16 protein-coding genes are annotated in these 21,080 nt (G+C 57.9%); 11 read left to right on the top strand and 5 right to left on the bottom strand.

Annotation, left to right across the window (positions count from 1 at the left end; genetic code table 11):
* Positions 1-2: 2 nt before the first annotated feature.
* Genes HB633_RS00810 through HB633_RS00795 form a run of 4 tightly spaced genes read right to left on the bottom strand, consistent with a single transcriptional unit; the run spans position 3 to position 4,975 of the window.
* Entirely contained in the window at positions 3-2,066 is a 2,064-nt protein-coding gene (locus HB633_RS00810) for an NADH:flavin oxidoreductase (protein ID WP_213776186.1), read from the bottom strand.
* A 48-nt stretch (positions 2,067-2,114) separates the two neighbouring features.
* Complete coding sequence (locus HB633_RS00805; RefSeq protein WP_213776185.1) at positions 2,115-2,651, bottom strand: DUF5943 domain-containing protein; 537 nt, start codon at positions 2,649-2,651, stop codon at positions 2,115-2,117.
* A 27-nt stretch (positions 2,652-2,678) separates the two neighbouring features.
* Positions 2,679-3,650: a dipeptidase gene (locus tag HB633_RS00800; protein ID WP_213776184.1), complete on the bottom strand. Its 972-nt coding sequence runs from the start codon at positions 3,648-3,650 to the stop codon at positions 2,679-2,681.
* 35 nt (positions 3,651-3,685) lie between these two features.
* The gene (locus tag HB633_RS00795) at positions 3,686-4,975 is read right to left on the bottom strand and encodes a serine hydroxymethyltransferase (RefSeq protein WP_213776183.1); all 1,290 of its coding nucleotides are present in this window, start codon (positions 4,973-4,975) and stop codon (positions 3,686-3,688) included.
* A 417-nt stretch (positions 4,976-5,392) separates the two neighbouring features.
* On the opposite strand from HB633_RS00795, the gene HB633_RS00790 reads away from it, so the two are divergent.
* Complete coding sequence (locus HB633_RS00790; protein WP_213776182.1) at positions 5,393-6,403, top strand: GlxA family transcriptional regulator; 1,011 nt, start codon at positions 5,393-5,395, stop codon at positions 6,401-6,403.
* A 43-nt stretch (positions 6,404-6,446) separates the two neighbouring features.
* Here the strand turns inward: HB633_RS00790 and fdhA are convergent, their stop codons facing one another.
* Positions 6,447-7,646: a formaldehyde dehydrogenase, glutathione-independent gene (fdhA, locus tag HB633_RS00785; RefSeq protein WP_213776181.1), complete on the bottom strand. Its 1,200-nt coding sequence runs from the start codon at positions 7,644-7,646 to the stop codon at positions 6,447-6,449.
* A gap of 210 nt (positions 7,647-7,856) precedes the next feature.
* On the opposite strand from fdhA, the gene betI reads away from it, so the two are divergent.
* The 10 genes from betI to HB633_RS00735 all read left to right on the top strand — a co-directional run bounded on the left by betI (position 7,857) and on the right by HB633_RS00735 (position 21,073).
* Entirely contained in the window at positions 7,857-8,456 is a 600-nt protein-coding gene (gene betI, locus HB633_RS00780; protein WP_213776180.1) for a transcriptional regulator BetI, read from the top strand.
* Positions 8,457-8,467: 11 nt separating this feature from the next.
* Positions 8,468-9,937, top strand: coding sequence for a betaine-aldehyde dehydrogenase (betB, locus tag HB633_RS00775; RefSeq protein WP_213776179.1), 1,470 nt, complete (start codon positions 8,468-8,470; stop codon positions 9,935-9,937).
* A 10-nt stretch (positions 9,938-9,947) separates the two neighbouring features.
* Positions 9,948-11,636: a choline dehydrogenase gene (betA, locus tag HB633_RS00770; protein WP_213776178.1), complete on the top strand. Its 1,689-nt coding sequence runs from the start codon at positions 9,948-9,950 to the stop codon at positions 11,634-11,636.
* Between the two features lie 527 nt (positions 11,637-12,163).
* Positions 12,164-13,552, top strand: a complete 1,389-nt coding sequence (locus HB633_RS00765) for an undecaprenyl-phosphate glucose phosphotransferase (protein WP_213776177.1) — start codon at positions 12,164-12,166, stop codon at positions 13,550-13,552.
* 61 nt (positions 13,553-13,613) lie between these two features.
* Positions 13,614-14,798 (top strand): polysaccharide biosynthesis/export family protein, encoded by a 1,185-nt coding sequence (locus tag HB633_RS00760; protein WP_213776176.1) that lies wholly within the window; start codon positions 13,614-13,616, stop codon positions 14,796-14,798.
* A gap of 4 nt (positions 14,799-14,802) precedes the next feature.
* Positions 14,803-15,258: a low molecular weight protein-tyrosine-phosphatase gene (locus HB633_RS00755; RefSeq protein ID WP_213776175.1), complete on the top strand. Its 456-nt coding sequence runs from the start codon at positions 14,803-14,805 to the stop codon at positions 15,256-15,258.
* Entirely contained in the window at positions 15,258-17,495 is a 2,238-nt protein-coding gene (locus HB633_RS00750; protein WP_213776174.1) for a polysaccharide biosynthesis tyrosine autokinase, read from the top strand. The genes HB633_RS00755 and HB633_RS00750 overlap by 1 nt, the downstream gene beginning before the upstream one ends.
* A complete protein-coding gene (locus HB633_RS00745) occupies positions 17,492-18,943 on the top strand; it encodes a hypothetical protein (RefSeq protein WP_213776173.1) in 1,452 nt (483 codons plus the stop codon). The genes HB633_RS00750 and HB633_RS00745 overlap by 4 nt, the downstream gene beginning before the upstream one ends.
* Positions 18,940-19,995, top strand: a complete 1,056-nt coding sequence (locus HB633_RS00740) for a glycosyltransferase family 4 protein (protein WP_213776172.1) — start codon at positions 18,940-18,942, stop codon at positions 19,993-19,995. Before HB633_RS00745 ends, HB633_RS00740 begins: the two co-directional genes overlap by 4 nt.
* Positions 19,982-21,073 (top strand): polysaccharide pyruvyl transferase family protein, encoded by a 1,092-nt coding sequence (locus tag HB633_RS00735; protein ID WP_213776171.1) that lies wholly within the window; start codon positions 19,982-19,984, stop codon positions 21,071-21,073. Before HB633_RS00740 ends, HB633_RS00735 begins: the two co-directional genes overlap by 14 nt.
* Positions 21,074-21,080 lie beyond the last annotated feature (7 nt).

Here is a 21,080-nt window from a genome sequence, read left to right as displayed (position 1 = left end):
TATCAGAAGTCCTTGACGAGGCGCAGCGCGTCGTAGATCGCGCCGTGAATGTTGTGCATGGAAATGCAATCGCCAACGCGAAACAGCAGGAAGCGGCCGTTGCCAAGCTCTTCGCTCAACGATGGTTGCGGCTCTGATGCAAAGAGCTTGTGGACATCGACCTGGCCGCGATTGAGCGACTCGGGCTTGAGCTTCCAATAGAGGTCATCGTTCGGCGTGATGCCGTTCTCGATCACGACCTGGTCGACCGCGCGCTCTTCCTGTTCTTCGGTGTATTCGTTGCGGATCACGGCAATCTTCTTGCCGTCCTCCTCATAGACTTTATCGAGCCAGTAATTCGGCGTGGAGATCACACCTTGCGCATACAAGCGCCGATAAAAAATCGGGAACGTGGTACCGCCCACGTCGTCGGAGACCTTCACGTCCGGCGTCACGATCTCGACATTCGCACCACGGCTCGCGATGAAGTCCGCCACGCCCGCGCCCGCATGCATGCTGACGCCGTCGTACACCAGCACGTTCTTGCCCGGCTCGACCTTGCCAGAAAGAATGTCCCATGAACTCACGGCGAGACCTTCTTCGACACCCCATGCAGGAACTTGCTGCGTGAACGACGAACCACCGGTCGCCAACACGATGATGTCCGGCTTCTCCGCCATGATCATCTTTTCGTCTGCGGCAACACCCAGGCGACGATCCACGCCGAGGCGTTTCGTTTCCATATCGAACCAGCGCACGATGCCGGCCATCTGCTCGCGTTGCGGCGCCTTCGCGGCCAGCATGATCTGGCCGCCGACATAATCGTTCTTCTCGAACAGCACCACATCGTGACCACGCGATTTCGCAACGCGCGCGGCTTCCAGACCGGCAGGACCGGCACCAACGACTACCACCTTGCGCTTCGGCCCGCGCGACTTTTCGATCACGTGCGGCATGGTCGATTCACGCGATGTCGCCGCGTTTTGCACGCACAGCACGTCGAGCCCGTTGTACTGGCGGTCGATGCAATAGTTCGCGCCCACGCATTGCTTGATCTCGTCTTCTCGGCCATCGCGAATCTTGATGACCATATGCGGATCGGCGATCTGCGCGCGCGTCATACCGACCAGATCGATCATGCCGGATTCGAGCAAACGCTCGGCTTGTCCCGCGTCGCGGATGCTTTGCGCATGCATCACAGGCAACTTCACGACCGACTTGATACCGGCAGCAAGATGCACGAACGGCTCGGGGGGCAACGCCATCGGCGGCATGCAGTTCGCGAGCGTGTTGTGCGTATCTGCACCTGATCCGATCACGCCGATGTAATCGATCAGACCCGACTCCGACATTGACTGAGCGATCTCTTTCAGTTGCGTGTGATCGAGTCCGTCTTCGTGAAACTCATCGCCGCACATGCGCAAGCCGACGCAGAAATCCGGACCCACCGCTTCACGCACGGCTTTCAACACTTCGTTCCCAAAACGAAGGCGATTCTCGAGTGAACCGCCCCATTCATCGGTGCGAAAATTCGTGCGCGGGCTCCAGAACTGATCGATCAAATGCTGATGCGCCGCCGAGATTTCTACGCCATCCATTCCCGCGTCTTTCACGCGTTTCGCCGCCGCTGCGAAGTCGGAAATGATGCGTTTGATTTCTTCGACTTCAATGATCTTTGCGTTACCGCGATGCACCGGTTCACGCACGCCTGAAGGCGACATCAAGTGCGGCCAATGTTCGCCGTGATACGCGGTTCGACGACCCATGTGTGTAGCCTGGATCATGATCTTCGCGCCGTGCTTGTGCATGGCCTCGGCAAGACGTGCGAGCGGATCGATGATTTGATCCGTCGACAAGTTCACCGACTTCCACCAGCCTTGCGGGCTATCCACGGACACCGGGCTCGAACCGCCGCACACGGCGAGTCCGACACCGCCCTTCGCCTTCTCTTCGTAGTAGCGAATGTATCTGTCGCCCGGCAAACCACCCGGTTCCGCGTAGACCTCCGCGTGCGCGGTACTGACAATGCGATTGCGCAGCGTCAGCTTGTTCAACGTGAGAGGTTTGAAAAGGTTGGGGTAACGCATCGCGGTCGACCTCGGGTTTATCTATGTACTGTGCGGCTTGCTATGCGTTCACGCTGCCAACGGCGTCACTTCGAACACGCAATGCGGAAAACCTTCCGCGGCGCATTGCGTTTCGACCGAGAAGGATTTCGGGCCCTTCTTCGCGCCTTCCGGCGCAGTGTCGTTGACCCAGTCCATCGCACCTGAAAACCAGCCGGCGAACATGTAGCAAAGCTTTCCTTCCTTGCCTGGCTGCGCGAGCACGAACGACGAGTTATGCAAGTGCACGGTTGCCGTCGATGCAGCCGGATCGCTCTTCACGATCGAGAACAAGCCCCAGCCGCGCTGCGACAAACGCTTCAGATAATGTTCGAACACTGCCATGCCGCTGATGCCATGCTGCTTGGCTTCCTTGTCGCACCAGTGATACGCCGACTTGTGGCCCGCCGTGTACAGGCTTTTCGCATACACTTCGCGGCCAAGCGCTTCTTCAACGGCAAGATGATTGTTCGTGAAGAAATGGCGCGGGACGTACAGCATGGGAAGCGAGTCGGTCGTCCAGACGCCGGTTTCCGGATCGACGTCAATAGGTAGTTGCGGTTGCATTGTTTTGTCTTCCTAGGGATGAGGGCTTTAGACGTTCCAGACGCTGTCGAACACGCGTACCCAGTTTTCGCCCATGACCTTCTTGATGCGCGACTCGCTCCAGCCGGCGCGTTCCATCGCGGCGGTCAGGTTCGGGAATTCACCAATCGTTCGGATTCCTTCCGGGTTCACGACCTTGCCGAAATTCGTCAATTGACGATAACGGCCCTTGTCGTGCGTGATCCAGTCGAAGAATTCCGTGCTATAGCCTTGCGTGAAGTCCGTACCAATGCCTACGTTGTCTTCGCCAATCAGATCCACCACGTATTCGATGGCTTCGAGATAGTCCTCGACGGTTGCATCCGGGCCGCGCTTGAGGAACGGCGCGAACATCGTCACGCCGACAAAACCGCCTGCATCGACGATTTCCTTGAGCTGCTCGTCGGTCTTGTTGCGCGGGTGTTCTTTCAGGCCCGAAGGACAGCAATGCGAATAGCACACCGGCTTGGTCGATGCCGCGATTGCTTCGGAAGAAGTCTTGCCGCCAACATGCGAAAGATCGACCATGATGCCGACGCGATTCATCTCCTGGATCACTTCCCGGCCGAAACCAGACAGGCCGCCATCGCGCTCGTAACATCCCGTACCAACCAGGTTTTGCGTGTTGTAGCAAAGCTGCACGACGTTCACGCCAAGCTGCTTGAACGTTTCGATATAACCCAGGTTGTCCTCGAACGCATGCGCGTTCTGGAAACCAAAAATGATGCCGGTCTTGTTCTCTTTCTTCGCGCGGCGAATGTCGTCCGTGGTGCGCACGAGCGTGAGAATATCGCTGTGTTCGCGCATCATCTGGCGCATTTCAGCAATGTTGTCTACGGTCTTCTGAAAGCTCTCCCAAACCGACACGGTGCAGTTCACCGCGGTCACGCCGCCCTTTCTCATGTCCTCGAACACTGAAGGCTCGAACTTCGAAATGTTCAACCCGTCAATGATGATGCTGGTGTCGTGCAATGTGCTCATCTCATGCTCCAGAATGGGAGGACGTAATCAATTAATCAATAAATGGGGAAGCGTTCGCACAGTGCGAAGATCTCGCGGCGCACGCGATATTCAGTATCGGCATGGCCTTCCGGGTGGTCGCGCAGCGCGTCGAACACTTCCACGATCAGGCGGCCGATATCGCGGAACTCAGCCGCGCCAAAGCCGCGCGTCGTGCCGGCCGGCGTACCAAGGCGCACGCCCGAGGTGACAGTGGGCTTTTCCGGATCGAATGGGATGCCGTTCTTGTTGCATGTGATGCCGGCGCGTTCCAGCGCGTGCTCGACCTGATTGCCCTTCAAACCCTTCGGCCGCAGATCGACAAGGAGCAAGTGGTTATCCGTACCGCCTGTTACGAGATCCACGCCACCCGCCTTCAGCACTTCGCCAAGCGCCTTGGCATTCGCCAGCACATTGTCGATATACGTCTTGAACGAAGGCTGCAACGCCTCGCCGAAGGCCACGGCCTTACCGGCGATCACATGCATGAGTGGACCGCCCTGGAGGCCCGGGAAGACCGCGGAATTGATCTTCTTGGCAATGTCTTCGTCGTTGGTCAGCACGAATCCGCCGCGCGGACCACGCAAGGTCTTGTGCGTGGTCGACGTCACCACGTGCGCATGTTCGACCGGATTTTGATGGCGGCCCGCCGCGATCACACCCGCGATGTGCGCCATGTCGACCATCAGCTTGGAACCGGCTTTATCGGCGATGGCACGCAGCCGCGCGAAATCCAGTTCACGCGGATAAGCCGAGAAGCCCGCAATCAGCAACGTCGGCTTGTGCTGCATTGCGAGTTCTTCGATCTGCTCGTAGTCGATCAACATGGTCTCGCGGCTCACGCCATACTGGACCGCGTTGAACCACTTGCCCGAGATCGCAGGCTTCGCGCCATGCGTCAGGTGACCACCCGCGTCGAGCGACATGCCGAGCACCGTGTCGCCAGGTTTGGTCAGCGCGAGCATGACAGCACCGTTTGCCTGGGCGCCTGAATGCGGCTGCACGTTAGCGAACTGAGCGTTGAAGATTTGCTTCACACGATCGATCGCAAGCGTTTCGATTTCATCGACGAATTCACAACCACCGTAATACCGCTTGCCCGGATACCCTTCCGCGTACTTGTTCGTCAGCACCGAACCTTGCGCCTCGAGCACCGCGCGCGACACGATGTTTTCCGACGCAATCAGCTCGATCTGCGACTGCTGGCGCTCGAGCTCTTTGAGAATGGCGCTGCGCACGGGCGCGTCGCGAGTGGCAAGCGGTTCGTCGAAGAAAGGCGCGGCGGGACGGGTGGTGGAGTTTGACATTGAAGCATCCGTGGGTTCGGGGACAAGTCGTATTTTGAAAAGTGGATTTGCCATGCCGAAGCATTCAAAAAGCACTTCCCGATGCGTCTATTCTTGACTTTCACCCAATCCGCCAATTTATGAATTTAGACGTGTTCTTGGCCTTTTCCGACATGAGCGTCCGTTTTACACAAGTCGCATCGGGCGCTTTGAGCTAGGCGGAGAGTTGCTGCACTGCGGCGGAGATTTCGCGCTCTCGTGCGGTGCGCGACCAATGCGTTATCCCCGTCCCGGTGCGCTATCGGGACTTACATTTGCGTAAGCTTCAATGCCGATAGGGTTTAGCCTGATGGCATGCTAGTTGCAAACATCTACAAAATGTCCATAGTCGTGTCCCCACGACACAGCAACCCACGATTCGAAGGAATCATTCCTCTCATGTCCCCCGATCGCACCGCGTCGCTCGCGCACTTCGCGTTCATGCCGCTGCCAAACTTCACGATGATCGCGTTCACCAACGCCATCGAAGTGCTGCGCATGGCGAACTATCTGACGGGGCAGAAGCTTTACACGTGGTCCATCGTGAGTCCCGAAGGCGGCCCCGTGTCAGCGAGCAATGGTCTTTCCGTGGATACGGGCGCGGTCGATTGCGTCGGGCAGCCGGACATCGTGTTCGTGGTTGGCGGTATCGATGTGCAACGCGAAACCACGGCGGCGCATCTTGCCGCGTTGCGCCGTTTTGCACGTCTGGGCAGCGCGCTCGGCAGTCTTTGCACCGGCACATACGCACTTGCACGCGCCGGTCTGCTCGCCGGGTATGCGTGTGCGATCCACTGGGAAAACATGTCGGCGCTGAAGGAAGAATTCCCCGATACGCGCTTTCTCAAGGAGTTGTTTGTTATCGACCGGGATCGTGTGACGTGTACCGGCGGCGTCGCACCACTCGACATGATGCTGAACCTCATCGCCACCCGTGTAGGATCTGCGAAGGTCACGCAGATCGCGGAGCAGTTCATCGTGGAGCACGTGCGCGATACAAGCGCACAGCAACGCATGCCGCTGGTTGCGCGCCTCGGGTCGGCGAACAAGTCGCTGTTTGAAGTGATTTCGCTGATGGAGAACAACATTGAAGAGCCGTTGTCGCGGGAGGAACTCGCGCGGCTCGCGGGGATGTCACAGCGGCAATTGCAGCGGTTGTTTCGCGAACATCTTGGCATGACGCCTACGCACTATTACCTCACGTTAAGGTTGCGGCGCGCGCGCGAGTTGCTGCTACAGACCGACATGTCGATCATGCACATCACGATGGCGTGCGGATTTCAGTCCGCGTGCCATTTCAGCAAGAGCTATCGCGATGCGTTTGGCACGGCGCCCACTCGCGAACGCCGTCGCCAGTTGCCGCCGCTTGCCGTTGTTCCTTCGATGGCAATTGTTCAGAGCGCCGCATAAGCCCTTATCCATAGCCTTATTCGACGCCCTTAGGCCCCAAGCCTCAAGCGGCTTTCAACAACCCGTGCGGATCGATCACGAACTTGCGCGGCGCACCGCCATCGAATTGACGATACCCATCCGGCGCCTGATCGAGCGTCACCACCGACACGTTCACAATATCCGCAATCGGCAAGCGGTCCCACAAGATCGCCTGCATCAGGTTCTGGTTGTACTTCATCACAGGCGTCTGCCCGGTGAAGAACGAATGCGACTTCGCCCAACCCAAACCGAAGCGGATGCTCAACGCGCCCTTTTTCGCGGCTGCATCGGCGGCGCCAGGATCGTCCGTGACATAGAGGCCCGGGATCCCGATTGCGCCCGCTACCCGCGTAATCTCCATCAGCGAGTTCAACACCGTTGCGGGCGCTTCCTGTTGATGTCCGCTGCTGCCGGTGCCATGCGCTTCGAAGCCGACGCAATCAACCGCGCAATCCACTTCGGGCGTGCCGAGAATCGCCGCGATCTGTTCACTGAGCGTCGCATCCTTCGATAGATCCACCGTCTCGAAGCCCACCTTGCGCGCGTGCGCAAGACGCTCTTCGTTCATATCGCCGACGATCGTGACAGCCGCGCCAAGCAGACGCGCCGATGCCGCGGCAGCCATCCCCACCGGTCCCGCCCCCGCGATATAAACAGTCGATCCCGGTTTCACGCCCGCCATCACGGCGCCGTGATAACCCGTCGGCAAGATGTCGGAGAGGCACGTGAGGTCCCGAATCTTCGACATCGCCCGATCGCGATCGGGAAACTTCAGCAGATTGAAATCGGCGTAAGGAACCATGACGTATTCGGCCTGACCGCCAATCCAGCCGCCCATGTCCACGTAACCGTATGCGCCGCCCGCACGCGATGGGTTCACGTTCAGGCATACGCCTGTGTTCTGCGCCTTGCATGTCGGGCAACGTCCGCATGCCACGTTGAACGGCACGGAAACCAAATCACCAATCTTCAATGTCTCCACGTCGCGACCGACTTCAATCACTTCACCCGTGATTTCGTGTCCGAGCACGAGCCCGACTTGAGCGGTCGTGCGGCCACGCACCATGTGCTGGTCGGACCCGCAAATGTTCGTTGTAACGACCTTGAGAATCACGCCGTGGCCAATTTGCCGGCCGCCCGGATCGACCATCTTCGGATAGTCGATGGATTGCACTTCCACTTTGCCCTGCCCTAAATACACAACACCGCGATTGTTGCTCATGCTTGTCTCCTTTCTCGTGGACGATCCGCACGGCTGACCACGCCGTGCACCGTCTTACGAGCGTAGTCCCGACTTGCACCAGAGATGCGCCTCCAACGCGACACGGGTTTGGCTGGAACCGACATCGCGGTTTTTTATTGATTGACCGTTCAATATAAAATTCATAGCATTCGGATCACGCATCTGGTAACCGCTATCTGGAGAACGTCAATGCCCAAGCTTGGAATGCGCGAAATCCGCCGAGCGCAGCTAATTGATGCGACCCTGCTTACGATCGACCACTCGGGTCTTCCCGGCACCACGCTCGCATCCGTCGCACAGCGTGCAAGCATTTCGACGGGTATCGTCAGCCATTATTTCGGCGACAAGGACGGCCTGCTCGAAGCAACCATGCGGCACGTTCTGCGCGACTTGTGGAACGCGACTTCGCGCAAACGCCGGCTTGCGAAAGACGAACCGCGGGCACGTCTGCGTGCCGTCGTGGCCGCGAATTTCGATGCAGCGCAGGTCAGCAATCCGGTAACAAAGACGTGGCTTGCTTTCTGGTCGGAAAGCATGCACAAACCCCAACTGCAGCGCCTTCAACGCATCAATACGCGCCGTCTCTACTCCAACCTGTGCGCCGATTTCTCCAAGGTTCTACCGCGTGTTGCAGCGCGTCGTGCTGCAAGCGGCCTGGCTGCGCTGATCGACGGCTTATGGTTGCGCGGGGCATTGTCGGGAGACCCCTTCGACACCAAGGCCGCGGTTCGGCTCGCCAACGACTACATCGACCTCGTGCTCGAGACACGCGGCCGCACTTTTACCTAAAGGATCACGCCATGCCCGCATTCGAATTGCAGCGCTTGTACATTGGCGGCGCTTACGTCGACGCCACCAGCGGCGAAACCTTCGACACCATCGATCCGGCCACCGGCGAAACGCTTGCAAGCGTGCAACAGGCGAGCGAAGCCGATATCGATCGCGCCGTGCGATCGGCGCATGACGGCCAGCGTGAATGGGCTGCCATGACCGCCATGCAGCGCTCGCGCGTCCTGCGTCGTGCGGTGCAAATCCTTCGTGATCGCAACGACGAGCTTGCCGCGCTCGAAACACGCGACACAGGCAAGCCGGTCGCGGAAACAAGCGCAGTGGATATCGTCACGGGCGCCGATGTGATCGAGTACTACGCCGGACTCGCAACGGCCATAGAAGGCAGGCAGATCCCGCTGCGCCCGACATCGTTCGTATATACGCGGCGCGAACCGCTCGGCGTTTGCGCGGGAATCGGCGCATGGAACTACCCGATCCAGATCGCGTGCTGGAAGGCAGCGCCCGCCCTCGCCGCCGGCAACGCGATGATCTTCAAGCCGAGCGAGGTCACGCCGTTGAGCACGTTGAAGCTTGCCGAGATCTTCACGGAAGCCGGGGTTCCTGCAGGAGTATTCAATGTTGTGCAAGGCGACGGCCGCGTCGGCGCGATGCTCGCGGCACATCCTGACATAGCGAAGATATCGTTCACGGGCGGTGTGGAAACCGGCAAGAAAGTCATGTCGATGGCCGGCGATTCATCGTTGAAAGAAGTCACGATGGAACTTGGCGGCAAGTCGCCCCTGATTGTTTTCGATGACGCCAATCTAGAACGCGCCGCAGACATTGCCATGAGCGCCAACTTCTTCAGCTCAGGCCAGGTTTGCACAAACGGCACGCGCGTATTTGTCCAGCGCACGGTATATGCGCAATTCGAAGCACTCGTTCTAGAACGCATCAAGCGCATTCGTATTGGATCGCCAACAGACGCCAACACCAATTTCGGACCGCTGGTCAGCGCGGCACAGTTGCACAAGGTGCTTGGGTTTATCGAAAGCGGCAAGAAAGAGGGGGCACGGCTGCTGGCGGGCGGATCGCGGATCGCGCATGGTGCATTCGCTCAAGGACAATATGTCGAACCGACCGTCTTCACCGATTGCCAAGATGGCATGCGCATCGTGCGCGAAGAAATCTTCGGGCCTGTCATGAGCATCCTGAGCTTCGATGAGGAAACCGAAGTAATCGACCGGGCGAATGCAACATCGTATGGATTGGCGGCAGGTGTGGTCACCGAGAATCTTGCGCGTGCGCATCGCGTGATCCACGCAATCCAGGCTGGCATCTGCTGGATCAATACGTGGGGCGAATCGCCTGCGGAAATGCCCGTTGGCGGCTACAAGCAATCGGGCGTTGGACGCGAAAACGGCATCACCACGCTCGAGCACTACACGAGCATCAAATCCGTTCAAGTTGAGATGGGTCCCTACCAACCTGTGTTCTGAGGAGCGGTCGATGAGCGCGAAGGAGTTCGATTACATCATCGTGGGCGCGGGTTCGGCGGGTAACGTGCTGGCATCGCGTCTTACAGAAGACGCAGACGTGACCGTGCTCTTGCTCGAAGCAGGCGGTCCGGATTATCGTTTTGACTTTCGCACGCAAATGCCGGCGGCGCTCGCCTATCCGCTTCAGGGCCGCCGGTATAACTGGGCCTATGAAACCGATCCCGAACCGCACATGAACAATCGCCGCATGGAGTGCGGACGCGGCAAGGGGCTGGGTGGATCGTCGCTGATCAACGGCATGTGTTATATCCGCGGTAACGCGCTTGACTACGACGGTTGGGCCGAGCGAAAAGGCCTCGAGGACTGGACCTATTCCGATTGCTTGCCGTATTTCCGCAAGGCTGAAACGCGCGATGCCGGAGCCAATCCATATCACGGCGACGATGGTCCGGTCCACGTGACGACATCGAAGCCCGGCAACAATCCCTTGTTCGCCGCGATGGTCGAAGCCGGCGTGCAAGCAGGCTATCCGCGTACCGACGACCTCAATGGCTACAGCCAGGAAGGCTTCGGTCCGATGGACAGAACAGTCACGCCACAAGGCCGCAGATCGAGCACGGCGCGAGGCTATCTCGACCGCGCGAAAGGCCGTCCAAATCTCACCATCGTCACGCATGCAGTGACAGACCGCGTGTTGTTCTCGGGAAAAAGAGCCATTGGCGTCGCGTATCTTCATGGCGGCGAACGCGTAAGCGCACATGTGCGCCGCGAAGTGCTCGTGTGCAGCGGCGCGATTGCATCGCCGCAGTTGCTGCAGCGCTCGGGTGTCGGACGCTCGTCGTGGTTGCGTGAACTCGATGTCCCATTGGTCCACGACCTGCCCGGTGTGGGCGAAAATCTCCAGGATCATCTGGAGATGTACATGCAGTACGAATGCCTCGAACCCGTGTCGCTGTACCCCGCGTTGCAGTGGTGGAACCAGCCGCCGATTGGCATCGAATGGATGTTGAAGGGCACAGGCATTGGTGCGAGCAATCAGTTCGAGGCGGGTGGCTTTATCCGCACGCGCGACGACGACCTCTGGCCAAACATCCAGTATCACTTCCTTCCGGTCGCGATCAACTACAACGGTTCGAACCCAATCAAGATGCACGGTTTCCAGGCGCACGTCGGATCGATGCGTTCACCCAGCCGAGGGCGTGTGAAATTGAAGTCGCGCGATCCGAACGCGCATCCGAGCATCCTGTTCAACTACATGTCGGACCCGCTCGACTGGCGTGAATTCCGCGATGCAATCCGTATCACGCGCGAAATCATGCATCAGCCGGCATTGAATAAATATTGCGGGCGCGAGCTCCATCCCGGCACCGACCTGAAAACCGATGATCAACTCGATGCCTTCGTGAGGCAGCGCGCGGAAACGGCTTACCATCCGTCGTGCTCGTGCAAGATGGGTTATGACGATATGGCCGTGGTAGATACCGAAGGCCGCGTCCATGGAATCGAATCGTTACGCGTGGTTGATGCGTCAATCATGCCGCAGATCGTGACTGGCAATCTGAACGCGCCGACCATCATGCTCGCAGAAAAGATAGCCGATGCGATTCGCGGTCATGCGCCTCTGGAGCGTGTGGATACGCCGTATTTCATCGCGCGTGGAGCGAAGGCGCGCAACACAGAAGCAGTCGCCGCAATGTAGTCGTGACCTGGCGGTTTCAGCAAGCAACTTGAGGCATCCCGGCTTGATAGCCGGGACGCCTTTTTGCTTTTCGGATTACGTTCGCCAATTGCGGATGATTAATGCTTACCCAGAGCAGTTGAATTCCAATCTCCGAAACACTTTCTTTAAGAGCGCGCCCCCAGCTCTTTAAGAGCCATCCGATCAGAATCCCGCTTCCGCTCCCCGAGAATGTGATCACTCGATAACAGCGCACCGCTCTCCGGCAATAAGGTTCCCTCCTGGTTTGCCGTTGGACGCATACCTGCGCCTTTGGTGTCGCAAATTGAATCGGATTGTTTCGCGATTGCTTATTGCTTTACGAAGTAAATCAGCATCAGCGCAATTCTTTAAACGACCTCTAATAAAGTGATCACGATGACTTTCAAAAATACAGGGCGATCCATCAAATGCAATGAGCTTAATGCTTGCATTGTCCTGATGACGAAGTCGATCGCCTGCATATCGCTGGACCGTTTCCTCGTGTCCCTTTTCGACCGGGGGCAAGCATGCTGAAACTCAACGGAATCCTCAACCGCCTATTCGACGTCCTGCTCATTCTGATCGGTGCAGCACTTGCATATCAAATCCGCTTTAGCGACTCGGCCACATCCGGCACCGCGGCAATCGGTGCATCCACCACCGCTTTCTCGGTAGCGCTTTCGCTCGGCGTGTTTCATGCGTTTCGCGTCTACGACGATCAATCGAAAAAGTCGCTCGGAAGCCTCCTTGGCCAGATCACCATGGCTTGGGCAACGACGCAACTTTGCGGATTGCTCGTGACGTTCTATATCCATCGCGCCGATCTGGTCTCGCGTCTCTGGTTTGGCTACTGGACATTCATGACGGCAGCCGCATTGGCTCTGTCGCGCCTGATTGCCCGTGCTGTTCTCGCGCGAGCACGGCATGCGAAATCCAATCTGCGCAGCGTTGCAATCGTCGGCGCAAGCGCTAATTGCGATGCGCTCATCCGCAAGATGGAAAGCTCAGTTGATTCAGGCTTTCACGCCGTCATGACGTTCGATCCACATGCAACGTATCACGTACCCAACGCCGTGATCCCGCGCTATGCGTCTGCCCACACGCTCGTGCGCCATATACGCACCGACAACGTTCGCGAGCTGTGGCTCGCAATGCCTCTGTCCGAACAGCCGCTGATCACCAGGCTCGTCGAAGAATTCAGGAACGACCTGATCAATATCCGATTTTTCCCCGACGTCCGCAGCCTTAGCCTGTTCGACGGCGGCGTCATCGATCTAATCGGTATGCCCGCCATCAACCTGGTTGCATCGCCGCTATCACCGCTGGCGCTCGCCAACAAGGACATCTTCGATCGTGTTTTCGCAGCGCTCGCACTGATGCTGCTATCACCGCTGATGCTCGTGATTGCGCTGGCCGTAAAACTCTCGTCGCCGGGTCCGGTGTTCTTCACGCAGCGCCGGAAAGGCGCAGACGGTCAAGTCTTCCGGATCTTCAAGTTTCGTTCGATGAGCATGCACAGCCATGACGAGGGCACCGTGAAGCAGGCAACACGCAACGATCCGCGTGTGACGCGGGTTGGCGCCTTCCTGCGCAGAACGAGTCTCGACGAACTGCCGCAATTCATCAACGTGCTCATGGGCGATATGTCGGTGGTCGGTCCGCGGCCCCACGCAATCGAACATGACGCGTTGTATCAGACCGTAGTCGATGACTACATCCATCGATACCGCATCAAGCCCGGCATTACCGGCTGGGCACAGGTCAACGGCTTTCGCGGTGAAACAGATCGCATCGAAAAAATGCAGGGTCGCGTGGACCACGACCTGTACTACCTGCGCAACTGGTCCTTCGCGCTGGACATGCGCATTGTGGCCGCGACGATTCTCAAAGGGCTCAGGCATAGCAATGCTTACTAATGCCCGCTTTAGACAAAACGCGCCACGAGCCAAACATCAATGAACTGAAGGGAAGGACCTCATGAACAAACCGATCTTAACTATCCGCACGAGCGTGCTCAGACTGGCAGCGCTCGGCGCCGCCGGCACGCTGCTGTCGGCCTGTGCGACCGTGCCCGGCTGGAACATGGATGCAAGCACCGCCGCAAGCACAAGCATAAGCACCTCCGGACCAACACAGACGACCGGCACCGAAGAAACGAACACGGCAATGGCAACGGAAGCGCAACCGCTCATGAGCGAAATAGACGTGAGCTTGATCAAACAGCTGCGTGATGAGATACGTAACGCGTCGTCTCTGGACGAGTCGCTGATTTCGCCCGCCTCGCCATATGTGCTCGGCGCGGGAGATGTATTGCAGATCACCGTTTGGGATCATCCTGAACTGGCTGCTGCGCAAATCGCGCCGACACAGACCACGACACGGGCCGCTGATCCTGTGGCAGGTTTCGTCATCGATCAACGCGGCGACGTCATGTTCCCGTATGCAGGTCGTGTGCACGTGGCCGGGCTCAGCGCAGAAGAAGCGCAGGCAGCATTGGCGAAAGCGCTGAAAAAATCGTTTGTCGAACCGCAAGTCACGCTTCGTGTTGCGTCTTATCGCGCATCGCAAGTTTATGTAGACGGAGAAATTCATACGCCGGGGCCGCAATCAATAAACGACATCCCTATGGGACTGTACGAGGCCATCAGCCGTGCAGGCGGCTTCAGCCCAACCGCGGACCAAAGCCGCATGGTGCTGGTGCGCGATGGTGTTTCGCATCCCATCAACCTTTCGCAGTTGCTTGAACGTGGCCAGAACCCTTCCAACGTCGTGCTCAGAAGCGGTGACGTCCTGCGTGTGCCGGCACGCGATGAAAGCGGTGTCTTCGTCATGGGCGAAGTAAACAAGCCGACTACCGCGTTGCCCATGCGCAACGGCAAGCTGAGTCTGTCGGACGCTTTAGCTCAGGCTGGAAGCGTCAACCTGGCGTCGTCAAATCCCGGACAGGTCTATGTGATCCGTGGCTCGGTTGGTGACAAACCAAAAGTCTTCCATCTCGATGCCAAATCCCCTGTCGCGATGATCCTGGCTAACCAGTTCGATCTGCAGCCGCGCGATGTTGTGTATGTAGACAGCGGCAACCTCGTACGCTTCAGCCGCGTTCTCAGCTTGCTGATGCCTGCGATCAACGCTGGCCTCACCGCAGCCATCGTGGCGAAGTGACGCCATGAAAAACATACTCGTATTGTGCATTGGCAACATATGCCGAAGCCCCATGGCGGCCGCGCTTTTATCGCGGGCATTGCCTGGCATGACGATCCATTCCGCCGGGCTGGACGCGGTGATGGGCGCACCTGCGGACGCGCTCTCCGTTGCATTGATGGACGAAGCCGGCCTCGACATCACATCGCATCGCGGGCAGCAGGTCAGCACACCGCTGGTGATCCACGCGGACCTGATTCTTGTCATGGACCGCGCACAGCAGCAAGAGGTGCATCGACGTTATCCGACGTCGGCGGGAAAGGTGTTTTGTATCGGAGAACACGAACGGGTGGATATTCCCGACCCGTATCGCCAACCGCGATCGTCTTTTGAACATGCGCTCCGTCTGATCGAGCAGAGCGTCGACAGCTGGGTGCCCGCGATTCGGGCGCTATATCAACCGAATGCGGAGCAATCCTGATGAAACCTGAAACAACAAAATCTGCAGCACCGATGTCGCCGGTCGAAGAACTCGACCTTGTCCGTTATCTCGACGTCCTGCTCGCGAACCGCCGCCTTATTGGCGCGGTAACCGCAGTCACGCTTGCCCTTGGCGCAGCGTATGCGGTCATCGCACCCCCGGTGTATGAAGCTGACATGATGATCCAGGTTGAAGACAACGGCATGAGCGCGGGCAGCCTGCTCGGTGACGCGTCCGCTCTCTTCGACGTCAAGACCCAAGCCGCCGCGGAGCTTGAAATCCTGCGTTCGCGAATGGTTGTCGGAAAGGCAGTCGACACGCTGCAGCTTTACATTGACGCCAAGCCCAAATATCTCCCGGTAGTCGGTGCATGGATTGCCAGCAGAAACAAGGGCATGTCAACACCGGGCCTGTTCGGCAAGGGCGGCTATGTATGGGGTGCCGAGTCCCTGCAGCTTGCGACCTTCGATGTCCCCAAGGCGATTGAAGGTGACAAGCTCACCCTTACCACGCTGGGCAACGACAATTACCAGCTTGATCATCCCGACTTCGATCAACCCATCAAGGGACACGTAGGCGTCGCATTGCAAGTCACGCAGCAGATAGGCACGGTTCGCCTGCTCGTAACGGAACTGCATGCCAAGCCCGGAGCTCAATTTACGCTTGTGCGCAACTCGCAGCCCAAGACCATCGCCAACCTGCAGCAGAACCTCGACATTGAACCGAAGGGCAAGCAAAGCGGCATTATCGGTGCGTCGCTTCGCGGCAAGGACCCTGCTTTGACCGCATCCATACTGAACCAGATCGGGCAGGAATATGTCACGCAGAACGTCGAACGAAAAACGGCTGAGGCGCAAAGCTCGCTGACCTACCTAGAAGGACAGATGCCGCGCCTCAAGGCCAAGCTGAGCGAATCGGAAGAACGCTACAACGCACTTCGCAACAAGAGCGGCACCTTCAATCTAAGCCAGGAGGGCACGGCATACTTGCAGGAAAGCGTTGCGTCAGAGACCAGCTTGCTTGAACTCAAGCAAAAGCAGGCCGAAATGATGACGCGATTCGCGCCTGGGCACCCCGCGCTGCGTGCGCTCGACAAACAGATCGCGGCGGTGAGCGCAAAAAACAGCAGTATTGCCACGCGCATGAAGGGGCTGCCCAACATCGAGCAGGAATCCCTGCGTCTCATGCGCGATCTTCAGGTGGACAGCGATACATACGTCAACGTCGTGAACAACGTCGAGCGTTTGAAGCTCGTCAAGGCCGGGAAAGTCGGTACGGTCCGACAAATCGATTACGCGAGCGTTCCGGAAGAACCTGTCAAACCACGCAAGGGGATGGTGCTGGCGTTAGCCGGGATCATCGGACTGATGCTCGGCGTAGCCGCTGCATTCCTGCGCGACGGCCTCTTCGGCGGCTTGTCCAACGCGCACGAAATCGAGCAGCACACCGGTATGAAAGTGTACGGGTCGGTTCCGTTCTCGCCCGCACAAAGCATGCTTGCGAAGGATGTCCAGGGACGCGCGCCAGGCATGCACTTGCTGGCGGTTTCCCATCCGAACGACGCACCGATTGAGAGTCTGCGCAGCTTTCGCACCGCACTGCAGTTTGCAATGCTTGGCGCGGAAAATAACCGCGTGGTGATCACCGGTCCTACGGAGTCTATTGGGAAGTCGTTTGTATCGGCGAACCTTGCCGCCGTGGTTGCCGCCGCAGGCAAACGCGTCCTGCTGGTCGACGCCGACCTGCGCAAGGGTTACCTCAATCAATACTTTGGCAAGCAACGCACATCCGGTCTCTCGGATGTGCTGATACAAACTGCGACCATCGATCAGGTGCTGCATCGCGAAGTAGTGCCGGGGCTGGATTTCATCAGCACGGGCGCATTGCCGCCCAACTCGGCTGATCTCGTACAGAACGACCGCATGCTTCATCTGCTTGACGAACTCAGCGCAAGATACGATCTCGTGATCGTCGACACACCCCCGGTCCTCGCCGTGTCCGATACCGCCAACATTGCGGCTCATTGCGCAACGGTATTTCTGGTCGGTCGCTTCAAACGCACGACTATTGGCGAGTTGCTTGAAACAACCAAGCAACTCGAACAGGCGAACGTCGCAGTGAAAGGCGTGATCTTCAACGGTCTGGACGCGAAAGGTCTTCGATACGGTTCGAAGTACGGCCAATACCGCTACGTCGCGTACGAATACGGCAAGACTGACAAGCGGACGCCGAAATGAAACCGTCCAGTCTGACGCTGCGCGCGGCGCAGCCGTCAATTCTCATGCTCGTGCTTGCCGCAGTCGCGGTGATCGTCTCAATCACCGCGGTCTTTCTCGGCAAGGTCAGCGCGACGACCGCCGCGCTCTCCGCGATTCTGGCAGTGAGCATTCTTGCGATCCGACCGCGCAACGAAATGCTGCGCCTGTTCAAGCTCTTTTTGCTCATGACGTTCTGCGTTTTGCCTACATGGCAATTGGCCGCGGGCGACGCGATTTATCTCGACCTTCTAAAGCAGGACAGCGCATCTGTTGTGTTGTGGTTCTTCTTGAGCGTGGCAGGAGTCTGGGTTCTGAAATTTTCGCTGGATCTGGCTCAACGCCGCCTGACCGAGCAAGACAACACGTCGAGTGTTCGTACCGGTGTCACGGGACTGGTCTATTTCTTTGCGCTGGCTTCCATTGCGGCAATCGTGTTCATTTACGTGAAGCTCGGCGGCTACGCAAAGATTGTCCAGCTATACGACGAACGGCTTCAAAGCAGCGTGACCGGATACGACCCGCTCGGCGGACTGGGCATTGTTCAGGCCCTGGCGAATACCGCGCCGCTGTGGATCTTTGTCTGCCTGACACTACGCCCACGATGCAGCAAGTTGATGACCACCATCGCCTTCGCGCAGCTTGGCGTGTTGGGCTGGCTGTCATCGGGCGTGTTTGGCAACCGTCAGGGCATCATCTTCGTCTATCTATTCGCCGCATTGATCTACCATTTTCTGGTCACCCCGATCAGCCGTCGCGCAGCGAAGATGTCGGCCATCCTGATGGCCGTGATCGCGTTGGTGCTGATGCCGATCAAGTTCGGCGTCGACTATTCGGACCTCGGCAATCTGACTGAACGTTTCGCCGACCAGCGTTCGCTGCAACTCAGCATGGGCCCCGTTAGCTTCTTTCTGTTTCGGGATCTGTCGCGCTTCGATGTGCAGACGCAGACAATCGAAACAGTAACGAAGAACACCTACGACTTGCCGATGGGGCGAAGCTTCGCCGGCGCTGCTGCATCGGTGGTACCCAAGGCCTTGTGGGAAGACCGTCCAGCAACGTTCGCGGAAGAGAAGAGCGGCATCGTGAACGAGGTGCAATCGTCCGGCGATGACGAGACCACGTTGTTATTCGGCATGCCCGGCGAATTCCTTGCGAATTTTGGCTTGATCGGGTACGTGCTTTCCTTCTTGTTACCCGCGTTCTTGCTGGTAGCGGTCAATTCGACAGGCGGTCCGCGCAAGCGAAAGTGGCTGCCGCTGAAGATCGTATTGATGCCGTTGCCATTTCTGTTTTTTCTATTTGATTCCAACGTTATTGCGTACTACATCGTACGTTGGATCGTGTTGTTCGATCTCCCGATGGCCTTTGTTTTGAGGTTCTCCGAAGGCCGCAACGAAGCAAACACGTTGGGAGGGCCCGCATCATGAAGATTGTTCACGTAGTCGAAACCTGGACCGGCGGCATTGCTACGTACGTACGTACGCTCGCTGCGAAGCAACGGGATCTTGGCCACGAGATCACGCTCCTTTGCGACACGAGCAAAGTCGACGGAGGCGTGAAGCTGGACGGCGTCGATGTGATCGACTATGCATCAAGCCGCAACCCGGTTAAATTCTGGTCCATATCCAAAGCACTGCAGCTGCGCATTGCGTCATTGCATGCCGATGTTGTTCATTGCCACAGTTCGTTTCCCGGCATGTACGTACGATTGCGAAATCATCCCGCCGTCAGAATCCTCTACACGCCGCATGCGTGGCCCTTTCTCAAAACCGACGTGACGACACCTGCCAAGTGGGCGTATGGTCTCGTCGAGCGCGTACTCGCACAGCGATGTGACCAGATACTTTGCATGTCATTTGACGAATTGCGCGCGGCACGTAAATATCGGATTCCGGCGGAAAAAATCGAATTTATCTATACAGGAATTGCCTCCGAAGATCGTTTCCAGATTCCTGAGCACAGGCCCGATATCGATTCAATCAAGGTCGGTTATTTCGGACGCCTTGATTATCAGAAAGGCTTTGATGTCGTTCTCGAAGCATTGCCGCTCCTCGATGCAAGACTCGAATTGCATGCGTTCGGCACAGCGGTGCGTGGTGGTATCGAGACCGGTAACGATACTCGCATCAGGTATCACGGCTGGCTCGACGCTACGGGCACTCGACAAGCAATGCACGAGATGGACGTAATCGTAGTTCCATCGCGATGGGAAGGACTCGCACTCGTGCCCATTGAGGCCATGCGTGCCGGCAAGGTGATCGTTGTATCGGGCGAAAGTTCGTTGCCCGAGCAGGTAATCCGTGGGTACAACGGCGTCATTCTTCGCGATCTCACGGGCGCGTGCCTGGCCGATAACCTCAACCGGCTCACGCTCGACGAATGCAGAAGGATGGGCACCAACGCGCGTCACGTGTTCGAAAGTACGTTTCAAATCGACCGTTTCCTCAACACCATGATGAGTTGCTATGAACGTTCCTGATTACTATTTGCTGCACGCATATAGCTCGCATAACAGCGGTGACGGACTGCTGGTCAAGCTCAGTCTCAAGGCAATTCGCGCTTCGGGCGTGACCAGAACGGTCACCGTGGTATGCCTCGACAAAGCGTCGTTCGAGGGATATCTCGACGACGCAAACGTCAAGCTGATTTCGCTCGGCGAGTTTCTGCGCAGACGGGTTCGTGATCTCGTCTCGCGTCGACGTACAGTTTATTTTGGCGTAGGCGGCGGCTACCTGCGTGCATCAAGCGGACTGGAAGGATGGAAGTCGTTGATTGCGCATGGAAGTCAGATTCTTGCGTCTTCGTATGGCGGTCCGAGTCGTCGGATCTACTTTCCGCAAAGCGTTGGACCGTTCGACACGTTCGCTGGGAAAGCGCTCGCCCGGATCGTGCGCAACCACGTGGAGCGCATCTTCTTGCGCGATGATAAAAGCGTGTCAGAACTCTCGCATCCGGGCGCCACGCGAACCGGCGACCTCGTGGTGCTGGAGATTGCGCGGGAGGCGGAGGCTGGCACGTTGCGGCGCGCACGGGCCGCTGCGCCGCCACTCTATCTTGTGTTCCGTGACCTGCAAGGCAAGCCTTATCGCGACGCGTACATTGAACGTATTCGCGGACTCATGACACTGCTACCCAACGCAAAGCTCGCGGTCCAGGCCCGTGGTCGCGGCAATAGCGACGATGTTTTTTATCGCGAACACCTCGGCGTAGACAATGCGGTGATGCTCAAGGACGTACTTGCGCAACGTGACGCCATCGTGGTTTCGGTGCGGCTTCACGGAAGTCTGGAAAGCGTGCTTGCCGGTGTTCCAAGCGTGCATCTTGCGTACGAACGCAAAGGACGCGCGGCGTTCAGCGATCTCGGACTCGACGACCTCGTATTCCACGCAAGCGACTTCGATCCGGTTGCGGTCGCGAACGCGGTCCAGTTGCTCGAGAAAGGCGACGAGGATTACTGGACGCGCATCGAATCGAATGTGCAACGCAGCCATCAACATTTTGTGGAGGCGATCAAAGATGAACTGCGCACGTTCGATAACGCTGATCATGGACGGTAACTTTCGT

Source organism: Caballeronia sp. dw_276 (assembly GCF_018449635.1).
In the GTDB taxonomy this organism is placed as follows: Bacteria; Pseudomonadota; Gammaproteobacteria; order Burkholderiales; family Burkholderiaceae; genus Caballeronia.
Note: the sequence above shows the minus strand (reverse complement) of the source record. Positions and strands in the feature narration are given on the sequence as shown.

Coding starts and splice junctions, on each gene's coding strand:
- HB633_RS00750 (WP_213776174.1), top strand. CDS start 15,258: ATGAAACCTGAAACAACAAAATCTGCAGCACCGATGTCGCCGGTCGAA.
- HB633_RS00760 (WP_213776176.1), top strand. CDS start 13,614: ATGAACAAACCGATCTTAACTATCCGCACGAGCGTGCTCAGACTGGCA.
- HB633_RS00740 (WP_213776172.1), top strand. CDS start 18,940: ATGAAGATTGTTCACGTAGTCGAAACCTGGACCGGCGGCATTGCTACG.
- HB633_RS00765 (WP_213776177.1), top strand. CDS start 12,164: ATGCTGAAACTCAACGGAATCCTCAACCGCCTATTCGACGTCCTGCTC.
- HB633_RS00735 (WP_213776171.1), top strand. CDS start 19,982: ATGAACGTTCCTGATTACTATTTGCTGCACGCATATAGCTCGCATAAC.
- betA (WP_213776178.1), top strand. CDS start 9,948: ATGAGCGCGAAGGAGTTCGATTACATCATCGTGGGCGCGGGTTCGGCG.
- HB633_RS00795 (WP_213776183.1), bottom strand. CDS start 4,975: ATGTCAAACTCCACCACCCGTCCCGCCGCGCCTTTCTTCGACGAACCG.
- fdhA (WP_213776181.1), bottom strand. CDS start 7,646: ATGAGCAACAATCGCGGTGTTGTGTATTTAGGGCAGGGCAAAGTGGAA.
- HB633_RS00800 (WP_213776184.1), bottom strand. CDS start 3,650: ATGAGCACATTGCACGACACCAGCATCATCATTGACGGGTTGAACATT.
- HB633_RS00810 (WP_213776186.1), bottom strand. CDS start 2,066: ATGCGTTACCCCAACCTTTTCAAACCTCTCACGTTGAACAAGCTGACG.
- betB (WP_213776179.1), top strand. CDS start 8,468: ATGCCCGCATTCGAATTGCAGCGCTTGTACATTGGCGGCGCTTACGTC.
- HB633_RS00805 (WP_213776185.1), bottom strand. CDS start 2,651: ATGCAACCGCAACTACCTATTGACGTCGATCCGGAAACCGGCGTCTGG.
- HB633_RS00755 (WP_213776175.1), top strand. CDS start 14,803: ATGAAAAACATACTCGTATTGTGCATTGGCAACATATGCCGAAGCCCC.
- HB633_RS00790 (WP_213776182.1), top strand. CDS start 5,393: ATGTCCCCCGATCGCACCGCGTCGCTCGCGCACTTCGCGTTCATGCCG.
- HB633_RS00745 (WP_213776173.1), top strand. CDS start 17,492: ATGAAACCGTCCAGTCTGACGCTGCGCGCGGCGCAGCCGTCAATTCTC.
- betI (WP_213776180.1), top strand. CDS start 7,857: ATGCCCAAGCTTGGAATGCGCGAAATCCGCCGAGCGCAGCTAATTGAT.